Below are 14,990 nucleotides of genomic sequence, written 5' to 3' on the forward strand. Positions count from 1 at the left end.
CTGTAGCTTCTGCGGGCTGAATGAGACCATCCATAATGTCGGCTAGCGCGGGTAGCGTCGTCTTGGCGCATATCTCTGGCGTAGTGCGTCGCCGTTGACGTCGAGAATGTGAGCTTTCTTCGAGACGAACCTGACGACCGACGATACATCGGTAGACTTTGCGATGAGATTGACGACCTCATAGAGGCCGGTGTGATTTTCGACGGATCGAGCGATCACGTCGCCCGTCTTGGTTGTCATCAGTCGGATGCCCTCATCGTGCAGTAAGTCGCGGATTTCTTGACGCGGATGGTCGTATTGATTGTCATAGTTCGACGAGCACACCGCCACCGTAGGGTCGATATGTCTCAAGAAGTTTTTGGTTGTGAAGCCATTGTCTGCGCCGTGATGAGCCAAGATCATGAGATCTGTTTCACTCCGGAGGATACGACATCTGCGGAGCCTCGCGCTGATCAGCGAATCTTCGACGTCACCTAGACTCAAGACGTTGAAGCTCCCCTCGCGGAACAGTTTTACGGTCGAATTGTCGTTGGCGTTTTCCACAATGTGATATGGATTGTAGAACATATTGCTGAACCCCAACGTCGTAGCGCGATCCAAGCCGTCAATATACGCTGGAGTAATGTGCGTTATGACGGGCACAAAACTCGTGTTGCGACGCCTGGAACGATACTCGGCGATCATAGCGAGGCAGTCTTCCCCGTGACCGTAGTCCTTTATCGGATTGTAGCCGGGACACTCGATCCGGCGTGGACGAATTAGGTTCAGCAACTCTGGCAACTCATATTTGTTGCAGTGATCGGAATCCCAACTGGTGATGTGGAGACTGGCCGCTTCATCGACGCCGCAAATTTCCATTTCGCTTTCGACTTGACGACGGCTGTCGTCGGTAAGTCGACCTTCGATCATCGTGAAGCGCCCGTCCGCGAAGTACGAAAACGACGAACCGGACGTTCCTAGGTGATAAGCGCGGAAACGCGTGCGGATGCCCTTCATGCGACGTCTTTCCATAGCGACGATGTTGGAACACGAACCGGTGCGTACCTGGTTAACGTCGCGTCGGCGATCTCAAAACCATGACGGGCGAGCATGTCGAACTCAGCTTCCGATGGCGCCTTGAGGTTGGTCGGATACTGTAATGCCAATGCGGCTTGTTCGTCCGTCTGAAATGCGTCGTAGTATGTCGTGGGCCGAACCGTGCCGCTTTTCACGTCCACCACGCGCACCGAGTTGCCCATGCGTAACAGCACCCCATCGATTATGCCGTTTGCGATATCAGCTATCAGCATCCGGCTGCGTAGTGATCGAATTTGGTCACCGGCCACGTCGAACAGCCGGGGGCTTGATAATTCACCGCGCAGTAAGCTCCAGATTGGAGAGACATTCCCCGGTTGCAGCGGACCGGACGCGTCGCTGCAGATCAGGAAGTCGCAGGAGCGTAGTCCGCGCCCTGGCTTCGTGACTGCTTCAAGTCCCATGTTGTCGTAGGCACCGCCATCCCACAGGCGTACTCGCGTCGTTGGCGGAATTTTTGTGCGCATCTCCGCTCGGGTCGCTGGATCGGTCTCCCACCAGCCCGCAGCGGGTAGCGTTAGTGTCATGGCGCCGATCGCGTACGGCACAGCAGCCGAGGCAGCTGCTGCGACTGAGATTGGAATGTCGGGCGCGCTGTGTCGCCCGAAAGACCAGTCACCCATCTCACGTTTAGAAAAACGCCAGTTCTTGCCAGTATCGATACAGGTCGCGTTGATTAGCCATTTGGGCTCGTCCGGAAGATCACGGAGATGACCCGCAATGCCCCACATTCGCTCAAGCATTGTCGCGAGAATTTCTGCCCGGTTCCAGATGAGGCTTAAATTGAATTCTGCAGCGCCAGCCCATCCGATTGACTTGAGGCTGAAAAGGTCGGCGGCGGTGATCCGGTCGCGGAGCTCTGGATAGACCGAGCGAAGATACTCGTCGGAAGTCGGCCATTTCATACCTGCTTGGGAGATGATTGCGGCGGTGACGAGGCTCCCTCCTGACACGGTCGAAACGGTACCGACACAGTCCAACAGGCTCTGGCTGGCCAAGCGCCGCAGGACTCCGAGGTGGAAGACGGCGGCCCGAACGCCACCGCCCGACAGAGCCAGCCCAATTCGAGCACCGGACGGCGGAATCCGCCGCCCGATTCGTTCTGAAGTCCCCTCAGCTAGTATGCCATCGCTCACGAATTACCCTCCGCGAGCCGGAGAACACCATCCGGTTCGCTTGTGTTACGAACACCCCGTCGTGCTTCCGCACGTATCGCACTTCATACAGGTCCCATTCCGCACCAGCGTGAAGTTGCCGCACTCCGAGCACATCTCGCCCTCGTAGCCCTTGGCTTTCGCCTCGGCGCGGCGCTCGGCCTTTGTCGGAGCTGCGGTCGCGGCGCTGCCGGCCTTGCTCCATTGCAGTTGCTCGAGCTTCTCCGTCGGCGACAGATCGTGCTGGGCTTCCTGCTTCAGGGCGACGGCGCCTTCGATGGCGTCGCCGACGCGGGCGCTAGCGCCGTGGGCGGCCAGCGCCGTGACCCGGCTGCCGCCTGAGGGCGCGCTGTCGTTGCCTTGGCTGACCGCGGCCGAGCCGCCGCGCATCACGACGAGGTTGTCCGTGCGCGAGCGGGTGAGGCCGCGCGAGACCAGTTTTGTCGCGTGCTGGCCGCCGTCCTCGTCCGGCTCCTTGCCTTCCTCGACGCCCTTGCCGAGCGCGTCAAAGCCCGTCTCGTTGGGATCGACGTGGGCGAGGTCGAAGCGGGACAGGTAGCTCACCGCGAGCTCGCGGAACACGTAGTCGAGGATCGAGGTCGCGTACTTGATGCTGTCGTTACCCTGCACCGGGCCCGCCGGCTCGAAGCGGGTGAAGGTGAAGGCGTCGACATATTCGTCGAGCGGCACGCCGTATTGCAGGCCGAGCGACACCGCGATGGCGAAGTTGTTGATGAAGGAGCGGAGCGCCGCGCCTTCCTTGTGCATGTCGATGAAGATCTCACCGAGACGGCCGTCATCGTATTCGCCGGTGCGCAGATACACCTTATGTCCGCCGACGACCGCCTTCTGGGTGTAGCCCTTGCGGCGATCGGGCATCTTCTCGCGCTCGCGCATCACGACGATGCGCTCGACCAGCTTCTCGACGACCTTTTCGGCCACATGCGTGGCGCGCGCCGCCATCGGCTTTTCATGCAGCAGCTCGACCGCATCATCCTCGTCCTCATCGTCGCTGATGAGCTGCGAGTTGAGCGGCTGTGAGAGCTTCGAGCCGTCGCGATAGAGGGCGTTGGCCTTCAATGCCAGTTTCCACGACAGCATGTAGGCGGACTTGCAGTCCTCCACCGTGGCGTCGTTCGGCATGTTGATAGTCTTGGAGATCGCGCCCGAGATGAAGGGCTGCGCCGCCGCCATCATGCGGATGTGGCTCTCGACCGACAGGTAGCGCTTGCCGATCTTGCCGCAGGGGTTGGCGCAGTCGAACACCGGATAGTGCTCGGCCTTGAGGTGCGGAGCACCTTCCACCGTCATCGCGCCGCAGATGTGGACGTTGGCGGCCTCGATCTCGCGCTTGGTGAAGCCGACGGCCTGGAGCAGGTCGAAGCCGGGGGCTGCAATGGCTTCAGCGCCGATGCCGAGCTGGTCGCGGATGAAGTCTTCGCCAAAGGTCCACTTGTTGAAGGCGAACTTGATGTCGAACGCGGTCGGCAGGGCCTTCTCGACCTTGGCGATGGCTTCATCGGTAAAACCCTTGGCCTTCAGCGTGGTGACGTTGATGCCGGGGGCGTTCGCCAGCGAGCCGTGGCCGACGGCGTAGGCCTCGATCTCGGCGATCTCGCTCTCGCGATAGCCGAGCGCGCGCAGCGCGGCCGGCACGGCGCGGTTGATGATCTTGAAGTAGCCGCCGCCGGCGAGCTTCTTGAACTTGACCAGCGCGAAGTCCGGCTCGATGCCGGTGGTGTCGCAATCCATGACGAGGCCGATCGTGCCGGTCGGCGCGATGACCGTGGTCTGGGCGTTGCGATAGCCGTGCTTCTCGCCGAGCTCGAGCGCCGCGTCCCAGGCCGCCTGGGCATGGCTGACGAGGTCGGCTTGCGGGCAGGAGACGAGGTCGAGCGGCACCGGGTTGACGCTGAGCGCCTCGTAGCCATTGGACTGGCCGTGCGCGGCGCGGCGGTGGTTGCGGATCACGCGCAGCATGTGCGCGGCGTTCTTCTTGTAGCCGGGGAAGGTGCCGAGCTCGGCGGCGATCTCCGCGGAGGTCTTGTAGGTGATGCCGGTCATGACTGCAGTGAGGGCGCCGCAGAGCGCGCGGCCTTCCTTGCTGTCATAGGGCAGGCCCATGGTCATCAGCAGGCCGCCGATATTGGCGTAGCCGAGGCCGAGCGTGCGGAACTCGTAGGAGAGCTCGGCGATCGCCTTCGACGGGAACTGCGCCATCATGACGGAGATTTCCAGCACGATGGTCCAGAGCCGGCAGAGGTGCTCATATCCTTCGACGTCGAAGCGCTTGGTCTCGGTGTTGTAGAACGTCAGCAGGTTCGCCGAGGCGAGGTTGCAGGCCGTGTCGTCCAGGAACATGTATTCCGAGCACGGATTGGACGCACGGATGTCGCCGGACGCCTTGCAGGTGTGCCAGTCGTTCATCGTGGTGTTGAAGTGCAGGCCGGGATCGGCCGAGGCCCAGGCGGCGTAGCCGATCTTCTCCCAGAGGTCGCGCGCCTTCAGAGTCTTCGTCACCTTCTTCGAGGTGCGGGCGTTGAGATTCCAGTCGCCGTCGGTCTCGACCGCGCGCAGGAAGTCGTCCTTCAGCGAGACCGAGTTGTTGGAGTTCTGGCCCGAAACGGTGAGATAGGCTTCGCTATCCCAATCGGTGTCGTAGGTGTCGAACTGGATGTCCTTGTAGCCTTGCTTGGCGAACTGGATGACGCGCTTGATGTAATTGTCAGGCACGAGGCTGCGGCGCGCGAGCTTGATTTCCCGGCGCAGGGCAGGGTTCTTCTCGGGGTCGAAGCAGTCGTCGCCCGAGCCTTCGCAATTCACGCAGGCCTTCAGCACCGCCTTGAGGTGCTTCTGGTTGATCTTGGAGCCCGTGACGAGGGCGGCGACCTTCTGCTCCTCCTTCACCTTCCAGTCGATATAGGTCTCGATGTCGGGGTGATCGACATCGACGACGACCATCTTGGCGGCGCGGCGCGTGGTGCCGCCCGACTTGATCGCGCCGGCAGCGCGGTCGCCGATCTTGAGGAAGCTCATCAGGCCCGAGGAGCGGCCTCCGCCGGAGAGCTTTTCGCCCTCGCCGCGCAGGCGCGAGAAGTTGGAGCCGGTGCCGGAGCCGTATTTGAACAGGCGGGCTTCGCGGACCCAGAGGTCCATGATGCCGCCCTCGTTGACGAGGTCGTCGCCGACGCCCTGGATGAAGCAGGCATGCGGCTGCGGATGCTCGTAGGCCGACTTGGACTTGGTCAGCTTGCCCGTGAAGGGGTCGACGTAATAATGGCCCTGGCCGGGGCCGTCGATGCCATAGGCCCAGTGCAGGCCGGTGTTGAACCATTGCGGCGAGTTCGGCGCGACCATCTGCATGGCGAGCATGTAGCGGAGCTCGTCGTAGAAGGCCTGGGCGTCGTCGTCGCTGGTGAAATAGCCGCCCTTCCAGCCCCAATAGGTCCAGCAGCCGGCGAGGCGGTCGAACACCTGCTTGGCGCTGAGCTCGCTGACATAGCGCTCCTTCTCGGGCAGCGCGGCGAGGGCATCAGTGTCGGGCACGGAGCGCCACAGGAAGGAGGGGACGGATTCCTCCTCGACCTTCTTCAGGCGCGCGGCAACGCCCGCTTTGCGGAAATATTTCTGCGCCAGCACGTCGGAGGCGACCTGCGACCACTCGGCCGGGACCTCGACGTTCTCGAGCTTGAACACGACCGAGCCGTCGGGATTGCGAATCTCCGACGTGGTCAGGCGGAATTCGATACCCGCATAAGGTGACTGTCCCGAAGTGGTGTGGCGCCGCTCAATCCGCATGGTCTTGCCCCGTCCTTTTCTTTGACCGGTCCCGCCCCTCGTTGAGGGCGTGCCGGGTCGTCATTGCATTCGCGGCGCCTTCGGCCGTTCGGCCTTGGTGCACCGCAGTTCAGCCGGTGGATCCGGCCCTGTTTTTTCCCGGCGCGAGCTCGATGCGTCGCATCGATCATCCCGCCGGCATGTCCACACCCATCCGCCCCCAAGGGGATGTGCGCGACATGCGTTCAACGCCCCACAACGTCACTTCGTCATCGATGCCATCCGAGCCTGTTGCCGGCCCGTTCTGGCGCCCCGAAGAGCCTGCATTCCGAGGGCAGACAAGCCCTCATCCGCAGCCTTTGGCCGGCTGGCGGAGCTGAAATTTGCGAGACCCTTTGGGGGAGTGCCGGCGGGACGCAAACTCACTCGCGCCGAACGGACCGAAAGCTAGGACTCTCCGCTGCGCCCGTCAAGAACTAGTGCGAGTTCCTGAATCAAATACTAAATATGGTGGATTGCGGGGGATAACAGGGGTCTTCGCCGCGCCTGTCGTGGACCCAAGTATCAGTGAGTCCTCAGGGATTCCCAACTGAAAAAATTTGCATGCCGTGATGACGCGGGGCCTTCATCCCGCTGTTCACAGGGCAGGTATATTTTTGAGCAATGGGATTGCGTCAGCAGGACTCACGTAGCCCTACGGACGGTGAGGGCAGGCATGCCCGCCAAAGCGGTGGTGGGACCCGCGAATCCGGGCCAAGGTGACCGCCCGATTTGCCGGACTAGCCGACATGCTTGATTCGACGACGCCGGGCGTGCGGCCGCGCATCGCCCCGGCCGGCCTGATGTTCCTTGCGATCACCTCGATCGGCTGGGGCTTCAACTGGCCGGTGACGAAATTCCTACTTGCCGAGCTGCCGCCTCTGACACTGCGCGGGGTCACCGGTGTGCTCGGCGCGCTGCTGCTGGCGCTGCTTGCGGTGATCCGGCGGCAAAGCCTGTACGTGGAGGGCGCGATCTGGCCGCGCCTGCTCACCGCAGCCGCGCTCAACGTCACCTGCTGGATGGTGCTGATGGGGCTGGCACTGCTCTGGCTGCCGGCGAGCGAGGCGGCGCTGATCGCCTATACGATGCCGGTCTGGGCCTCGATCCTCGCCTGGCCGGTCCTGGGCGAGCGGCCGACGGTCTTGCGCACGCTTGGGCTGGTGCTGGCTTTCGCAGGGCTTGCCTCGATCATGGGGGGCAACGGCCTTGCCGCCAGCACGGAAAAGCTGCCGGGCATCATCATGGTGCTGGTCGGTGCGTTCGGCTTTGCCCTCGGCACCGTGCTCTCGAAGAAGTACCCGATTCACCTGCCGCCGCTCGCGGCGGCAGCCTGGCAGATCGGGATCGGCTGCCTGCCGATCTCGATCGTCGGCCTCCTGATCGAGACGACGCATTTGTCGCATGTGACGCCGCTCGGCTGGTGGCTGCTGGTCTATTCGGTCGTCGGGCAGTTCTGCATCGCCTATGTCAGCTGGTTCGCAGCACTGGCGCGCCTGCCGGCCTCGGTCGCCGCGATCGGCACCATGGCGGTGCCGGTGATCGGCGTCGTGGCCTCGGCGGTCGCGCTTGGCGAGCCGCTCGGGGCAGGGCAGATCGCGGGGCTGGTGTTTACGCTGGCCGCGGTGGTGCTGGCGACACGGGGGTAGCCGTCCGGAGGCCGGGGTATCAGTGGTCCTGAGGTTCTTTCTCTCGCCGGCGTTGTGCCGGGCCCGGCGGTTTCAACGGCAGGTCAGCAGGTGCGACGGCAAAGACCTCGAGAGCCTGGTCGTAGCCTTTGATGGTCCGCTGTCCGAGCGATGCCATCGGGACGCTATCCCTCACTCTTCCAGCGATCGTGGGATCAGCCAGGATCTGCGCGTCCTTGGCGAGATTGCAGAGCCGCGAGGCCAAATTCACCACGGCTCCCATCGCCGTGTAATCCAGCCGGCCGTTGTAACCGACCGTTCCTACCGTTGCCGGTCCCATGGCAACGCCCACACCAAAGCCGATCGCGTGGCCGGCGTCACACCATTTGCCGGCAAGGGACTGAACCGTCATTTGCAGGTCGATCGCGAGGCGGACCGCTTGAGTTGCCGGCTGTTCGCATGCGATCGGGGCATTGACCAGCAGCATGACTCCGTCGCCATCAAAGCCGATGAGCGTTGCCTCGTGACGAGTCGTCACGGCGCCGACGGCCTCGTAGTACTCTCGCATGACGGCCATGATGACATCGGGTTCATTGCGAGTGGAGAACGCCGTGAAGCCGCGCAAGTCGCCAAAAATGACAGCCACTTCACGGCGCTGCCCTTCGAGCAGTTCGTGAGAATGTTCGACTAATTCGGCGACCTGTGATGGCAGGAACTGCTTCAGCCGTTCGATCCGCGCAGATTTCTGCTGCGAGATCGCCAGTTCAGAAGCCATTTCATTGAAACGCAACGCCAGCTGCTGCAACTCGTCACCGCTGAAGATTTTGATGCGATGCTCGAATTGTCCGGTTCTAATCCGCTCCACGCCCTCTTCCAGTTGCTTGATCGGACCGGACATTCTGTGCGCGCGCCAATAGGCGAGCGCCAGCGCGACAAGAACACCAAAGGCAATGAGAATTGACGAGCGCCACAAGGCAGCCCGAATTGATGCAAAGGCTTCCGCGGCTGGCTGCATCGCGATCACCGTCCATCCCACATCGGCGGCTTGAACGGATAGCGCCACCACCGGGTTGCCTCGCTCCCCGGTTATCACCGCCGCTCCGCTTGCCGCGCCAACGAGATGCTTGATCCGGCCAAAACTGCCGGAGCTGGCGCGGCCGCGCAGAACCCGGCTGATATCGGGATGTGCGATCAGATGACCGGAATCATCGACGACAATGGCGTAGCCGGTCTCGCCGATTCTAATGGCTGCGATGACATCCCAGATCAGCTTCAGATTGACCTCGGCGATCGCAACCCCTGCGGCCGGCAGGCTCCCGGCAACCGCGATCCTCATATAGGGCTCTGAATCTTGCTGGTACTGAACCGGTCCGTACCAGACTTTGTTGCCGCGTGCGCCCAGAACAGCGGGATCCGCAGACATATCGATGCCGCGCCCGGTCCTGTTCAGAAGCAGCCTGGAAACAAAGACCCGTTCGGTGCCGGTCTCATCCAGAAGCGAAACCGAAACGATTGCAGGCACCTGCTGGAGGAGACGCAAGGCATCGATCTTATGTTGCGCATCGTCTCCGGCAGACCAGGGAAGCTGCACCATCCAACCCAGCTGATCTCGCATGCCATCGGTGAACGCCTCGATCCTGTCGGACGCCGCGCGAGCATCGGCCTGCAGCACCGCGCTGATCTGGCGACGCTGGTCTCGGTAACCGAAAGAAGCCTCGACGGCCGCGCCGAGTATCAGAGGCACGACCGCAGCGACAAACAACGTCGCGAAGTACTTGCAGAACAGCGAGCGACGCGGAGGCATCGTACACGAAGAGGGCTGCGCAGCACCGTCCTTCATAGCTACTCTCAGGAGATCACCTTGCTGGCGCGAAACAGGATCGACGACACATCCAGCTTGATACCCAGAAGCCTGGCTGTCTTCATATTGATTGCCAGTTCAAACTTCTCGGGACGCATCACCGGAAGATCTGACGGATATTCACCGCGCAGGATGCGATCGGCATAAGTGGCAAGCCGAAAATAGGTCGTGCGCTGGTTTGCGCCGTAACTCAAGAGACCTCCAGCGTCACAATATTCAGACCAGCCAAACATCGAAGGCAGCCGGTGCGCAATTGCAAGCTCCGCAATCTTCGCACGATGCACCAGCGTCACAGCATCGGGAAACACGAGGAGAGCATCCGCGTCCACCTTGCCGGCAGCCTTCAACCCATTCTCGATTTCGCGCGCGCCGCAGAACGGAACGTAGGCTGCCTCTATCCCAAGGTTTCGGCACGACTCCAACGTCGCACGCCATTCCAGCGGCTCTCCCGGATGATCCGTGTTCGAGAGGACCGCCAGTTTTCGCAGCTTTGGATAAATGTCCTTGAGCAGCTCAACGCGCTTTCCTGCCAGCTCGAGCGACAGGAATGTGCTGCCGGTGAAATTGGTGCCGGGGTGAGCAAGGCTCTTCACCACACCCAAAGCGACGGGGTCGCCGCTCAATGCAAACAGCACTGGGATGTCGGTGATTGCAGTCATGCCGCGTGTCGCCGGACCGCTCGAGACCACAAGGTCGACATCCCCTCGCTGCAGCTCGGAGACGATCTTCCGCAGTGCCTGCGGATTTCCAGGGGCATAATGCGTCTCGAAGGTTACGGTCTTGCCTTCGACATATCCCAGGGCGCGCATTCCATCGCGAAAGCCGTCCAGGAAGGGATCCGGTTCGGACTCAGTCGAGACCCAGAAGATTCGATGCAGCTTGGCTCCGCCCTGCGCCCGTGCGATCGCAGGCCAGGCCAGTCCTCCACCGATCAACAAGATGAACTCTCGTCTTTTCATGCGAGCACCTGTCGAAGCTGGGCCTTGCAGTTCCGGCCGCAGACCAAGATCCTAGCTGTGCGTCTGATGACTGCTGCGCTCCGCAAGCGGACTGTCGCGCCACCGGCTCCGACATTTGTCCTCGTGAGCATGCTCAGAGACTGGGCTGGCGAGACGATTTGTCCTTGAGATGCGCTTGATTTTTACTTGAGACCGGCCCGGTTAAGACCAAAACGGCCTTGCGCGTTGCATCGCGCGGTGTCCGAACACCTCCAGCGCGGATCCGGGCTAGCTATGGCGCCTCAAAAGGACAGTTGGAACTCACATCCTGAGCCAGTGCCCACGACCTCATAGATTGGGTGACTTCAGCGCCTTCGGCAACTCACGGGCTAGCGCGTGTACTCATACGGGCTAGGGGCTCATAAAGGCAATGTTCGCTCCTGAGGGACGAGCGGAGATATTCTGATCTGCCAGAGCATCACTGCTTGTGACCCAGAGCCGTCATGAGACCGATGCGCTCAATACCGCCTGACGGATCCTCATCATTGCGAGATGAACCAATCTGTACCCTGGGGTTTGGACCCGCAACGGAACATATGGCGCTAAATCGTCGGGCGCGCTGGCGATTGCCCAAGTGCCAGAAGCGCTGCGGCCAGCGCCGCCGCGGCCTTTTCGGGCCGGGCTTTCTCATAGATTGCGAACTCAAGGTCAGGAAGGCGCGGCAGCCCCTCTTGCGATCCCAGAATGCGCAAACCTGCAATGACCGCGCTCGCGGGAAGCGGCGTGATGGCGAGACCAGCGAGCGCCGCCGCGCGCACACCTGTCAGGCTGGGGCTGGTATAGATGATCTCCCACGTCAGTTCGCTGTCATTTAGCGCGGCGAGCGCTGCCTCACGCGATACTGACCGCTCGCGATAGAGCGCCAGCGGCAGCACCGCGCCCGGAACCAGATCAAACGCGTCGGCGGCGGCCCAGACCATGGGTTCGCGCCAGACCAGGCGCCCACGCGACGTACCGAGCGGACGCTTAGCGAACACGACGTCGAGTCGTCCCTTGTTCAACTGCTCGATCAATTCCGCACTAACGCCGATCTGCACCTCGAGCTTCACGCTCGCGTGCAACATGGCGAAGCGTCCCAGCGCCGATGGCAGCGAGCCGCCGGCGACTTCCTCGACCACTCCAAGACGCACGGCTCCTGACAAACGCGGCGCTGACAGGCGATGGCGGGCCGCCTCCTCGAGTTGCAACAGACGACGGGCGTCACCCAGCAGCATCTCTCCATCGTCGGTCAGCGCGACGCTGCGGGTCGTGCGCCGGAACAGCGGACGTTTGGTTTCAAGCTCCAATCGCTTGACCTGCTGGCTGATGGTCGACTGCGTCAGATTGAGCCGTTCGGCGGCGCGGTGGAAGCCGCCGCAATCCGCGACGGCAACAAAGGAACGCAAAAGCTCGAATTCCAGCATGCCGATTGATCCAAATTCATGATCAATCATATTACAAAATATCGTTTCTATAATCAATACTGGTCACCTAACTTCTGCATCGAAGACAGCGTCGAGCGAAGGAGGTTCATCATGCACGCCACATCACGACGGGGAGCGGATCGCTCCGCGAGGCTAGCTCGGGCCGCCACGATCTGCTCTGAAAAGCTCTGCCCTGCCGAGCGCGCGACCGAGTTGCTCGAAGCGATCATCGAGCCGGGCGACCGCGTTGCCATCGAGGGCGACAATCAGAAGCAGGCCGATTTTCTTGCCGCCGCCCTGACGAGCGTGGATCCGGCGCAGATTCACGATCTGCACATGGTGCAGTCGGTGCTGGCGCTGCCCGATCATCTCGCCGTGTTCGAGCGCGGTGTCGCCAATCGGCTCGATTTTGCCTTCGCAGGTCCGCAGAGCCGCAAGCTCGCCGAACTGGTCGGCAGCGGCACGGTGAAGATCGGCGCAATCCATACCTATCTCGAGCTCTATGCTCGGATGTTGGTGGACCTGACGCCGCACGTGGCGCTGATCGTCGCCGACAAGGCCGACCGCAACGGCAATCTCTACACCGGTCCCAACACCGAAGACACGCCGACCATCGCCGAATCCGCGGCCTTTCGCGGCGGCATTGTCGTGGCGCAAGTCAACGAGATCGTTGACCGGTTGCCGCGAGTAGACGTCCCCGGCGACTGGGTCGATTTCGTCATACCAAGCCCAAAGCCTTACGCGATCGAGCCTCTGTTCACGCGCGACCCCGCCAAAGTAAGGGACGAGAACGTGCTGATGGCGATGATGGCGATTGCTGCGGTCTATGAGCCATTTGAGGTCCGGCGGCTCAACCACGGCATCGGTTACGCCACCGCGGCGATCGAGCTGATCCTCCCGACATTTGCCGCCCGGCGGGGCCTGAAGGGCAAGATCGCGAGCCAATTCGTGCTCAATCCGCACCCGACCCTGATCCCGGCGATCGAAGCCGGCTTCGTCGACGGCGTCTATTGCTTCGGCTCCGAGCTCGGTATGGAGCGCTACGTCGCAAAGCACGCCGATATATTCCCGATCGGCGCCGACGGCAGCCTGCGGTCGAACCGGGCACTGGCGCAGGTCGCCGGACAATATGCCTGCGACATGTTTGTTGGCGCCACGCTGCAAATCGACGCGCGAGGCAACAGTTCGACGGCCACAAAAGACCGGATCGCAGGCTTCGGCGGTGCGCCGAACATGGGCGCGGATGCACGCGGTCGTCGCCACGACAGCCCCACCTGGCTTCGCGCCGGTCAGGAAGCAGGCGATCCCTTACGCGGGCGCAAGCTTGTGGTGCAGATGGTGCAGACCCATCAGCCAAACGGCACGCCCAGTTTTGTCGAGCGTCTGGACGCGTTCGATCTGGCCGCCTCCGCCGGCTTCGCATTGCCGCCGGTGATGATCTATGGCGACGACGTGAGCCATGTCATCACCGAGAAGGCCGTGGCGAACCTGTTGCGCTGCCGATCACCGCAAGATCGCGAGGCGGCATTGCGCGCGATCGCCGGCGACACCGAATTTGGCAAGCGCCAATCGCCTGACACAACCGAGAGCCTCCGCCGTCGCGGCATCGTGATGTTTCCGGCAGACCTTGGCATCGACGTCGGCACGGCGACGCGCGATCTGCTCGCCGCCAAGACGATCGATGACCTCGTGGCCGCCTCGAGCGGACTCTACGCGCCACCGGCCAAGTTCCGCCGCGCCGTCACCGCCCAAGCTTGAGGAGGAATAGTCATGTCCGCAATCCGCCAAACTTTCAACGATCCATCCAGCACGACAATGCCGCTCCTCGATCGCGCGAAGCAGCTCGCAGCATCGCTGCTCTCCGAGCGCAGCCAGGCCTCAGGAGCGCTGGTCGCGCGGCAATTGCGCGAGATGCTTGGTGCACTCGACGACAACGATCGCCGCTGCTTTCAGCGCTATCTCGCCACGGAATTCCATCCTCACGGTCCGGCTTTGCGCGCGGCGGCGCAGCGCTACCTCGCCGAAGGCACCGCAGAAGCCGCGGCCGCACTCGCGCGTGCTGCCGAGCCGCCGCGCCAGGAACTGCTGCGGCGAATCAACATGGCACCCGGCGGGATCAGCGCGCTGATCGCGATTCGCAGCGAAATTACTTCATACATGCGCACTGACCCCGAACTGAAGTTGCTCGACGCGGATCTCAAGCATTTGTTCGCCTCATGGTTCAACCGCGGCTTCATCGAGTTGCGGCGCATCGACTGGCAGACACCGGCCGCGGTGCTGGAAAAGCTGATCGCCTACGAAGCCGTGCACGAAATCAAGGGCTGGGACGACCTGCGCCGGCGCCTTGCACCCGATCGGCGCTGCTTTGGCTTCTTTCATCCCGCACTTCCAGGCGAGCCACTGATTTTCGTCGAGGTTGCTTTGGTGGAAGGACTGGCCACGGCCGTGCAGCCGTTGTTGTCGCAGGACGACGGTGAAGCCATCGCGCAGCAACGCGCCGCGCGCGCCGACACCGCGATCTTCTACTCGATCTCCAATTGTCAGGACGGCCTGCGCGGCGTGGCGTTCGGCAATTTCCTGATCAAGCAGGTCGTTGAAGAGCTGCAGTCGGAGTTTCCGCAGCTGAAGCGTTTTTCCACCCTATCTCCGGTACCGGGATTTCGGCAATGGCTCGCTAATCGGCTTGCAAATGCAAGTGATCCCGATGCGGCGCTGTTATCGCAACTGGAGAGCGATAGCTGGTGGAATGACCCGGCGCAGAGCGAGAAGCTGCGCGTGCCCTTGCTGCGGCTCTGCGCTAGCTATCTGACACGGAAGCCCTCGATACGCATCGACCCCGTGGCGCGTTTTCACCTCGGCAACGGCGCACGGCTCGAGCGCATCAATTGGCTCGGCAATACCGCTCTGCGTGCGATTCAAGAATCCTTCGGGATCATGGTCAACTATCTTTATGACCACAACACCATTGAGACCAATCACGAAGCATTTGTACGCGACGGCACTATCGTCCGTTCGCCTGATGTCGATGCTCTACTGCACATCACCGACTGAGCCGC

9 protein-coding genes are annotated in these 14,990 nt (G+C 62.1%); 3 read left to right on the plus strand and 6 right to left on the minus strand.

Annotated elements, in window-relative coordinates; all coding sequences use genetic code 11:
• Nucleotides 1-42: 42 nt before the first annotated feature.
• The 3 genes from I6F09_RS02895 to I6F09_RS02905 are packed head-to-tail and all read right to left on the minus strand — an operon-like array spanning nucleotide 43 to nucleotide 6,026.
• Nucleotides 43-996 carry a hypothetical protein gene (locus I6F09_RS02895; protein WP_225187411.1) on the minus strand — a complete coding sequence of 318 codons (954 nt, stop codon included), beginning with the start codon at nucleotides 994-996 and terminating at the stop codon, nucleotides 43-45.
• A complete protein-coding gene (locus I6F09_RS02900; RefSeq protein ID WP_225187412.1) occupies nucleotides 993-2,210 on the minus strand; it encodes a patatin-like phospholipase family protein in 1,218 nt (405 codons plus the stop codon). Before I6F09_RS02900 ends, I6F09_RS02895 begins: the two co-directional genes overlap by 4 nt.
• A gap of 45 nt (nucleotides 2,211-2,255) precedes the next feature.
• Nucleotides 2,256-6,026 carry a vitamin B12-dependent ribonucleotide reductase gene (locus I6F09_RS02905; RefSeq protein WP_225187413.1) on the minus strand — a complete coding sequence of 1,257 codons (3,771 nt, stop codon included), beginning with the start codon at nucleotides 6,024-6,026 and terminating at the stop codon, nucleotides 2,256-2,258.
• Nucleotides 6,027-6,793: 767 nt separating this feature from the next.
• On the opposite strand from I6F09_RS02905, the gene I6F09_RS02910 reads away from it, so the two are divergent.
• Entirely contained in the window at nucleotides 6,794-7,693 is a 900-nt protein-coding gene (locus I6F09_RS02910) for a DMT family transporter (protein ID WP_225187414.1), read from the plus strand.
• 19 nt (nucleotides 7,694-7,712) lie between these two features.
• On the opposite strand, the gene I6F09_RS02915 is transcribed toward I6F09_RS02910, so the two are convergent.
• The 3 genes from I6F09_RS02915 to I6F09_RS02925 form a co-directional block, all read right to left on the minus strand.
• Nucleotides 7,713-9,512, minus strand: coding sequence for an adenylate/guanylate cyclase domain-containing protein (locus I6F09_RS02915; RefSeq protein ID WP_051056832.1), 1,800 nt, complete (start codon nucleotides 9,510-9,512; stop codon nucleotides 7,713-7,715).
• Between the two features lie 8 nt (nucleotides 9,513-9,520).
• Nucleotides 9,521-10,492: an ABC transporter substrate-binding protein gene (locus I6F09_RS02920; RefSeq protein ID WP_225141768.1), complete on the minus strand. Its 972-nt coding sequence runs from the start codon at nucleotides 10,490-10,492 to the stop codon at nucleotides 9,521-9,523.
• Between the two features lie 581 nt (nucleotides 10,493-11,073).
• Entirely contained in the window at nucleotides 11,074-11,934 is an 861-nt protein-coding gene (locus I6F09_RS02925; protein ID WP_036000125.1) for a LysR substrate-binding domain-containing protein, read from the minus strand.
• Between the two features lie 111 nt (nucleotides 11,935-12,045).
• On the opposite strand from I6F09_RS02925, the gene mdcA reads away from it, so the two are divergent.
• Both mdcA and I6F09_RS02935 read left to right on the plus strand, forming a co-directional pair.
• Entirely contained in the window at nucleotides 12,046-13,692 is a 1,647-nt protein-coding gene (gene mdcA, locus I6F09_RS02930; protein ID WP_225125586.1) for a malonate decarboxylase subunit alpha, read from the plus strand.
• 12 nt (nucleotides 13,693-13,704) lie between these two features.
• Nucleotides 13,705-14,985: a malonyl-CoA decarboxylase family protein gene (locus I6F09_RS02935; RefSeq protein ID WP_225187415.1), complete on the plus strand. Its 1,281-nt coding sequence runs from the start codon at nucleotides 13,705-13,707 to the stop codon at nucleotides 14,983-14,985.
• The last annotated feature ends 5 nt before the right edge of the window (nucleotides 14,986-14,990 follow it).

Source organism: Bradyrhizobium sp. IC3195, assembly GCF_020193585.1.
Classification (GTDB): domain Bacteria; phylum Pseudomonadota; class Alphaproteobacteria; order Rhizobiales; family Xanthobacteraceae; genus Bradyrhizobium; species Bradyrhizobium yuanmingense.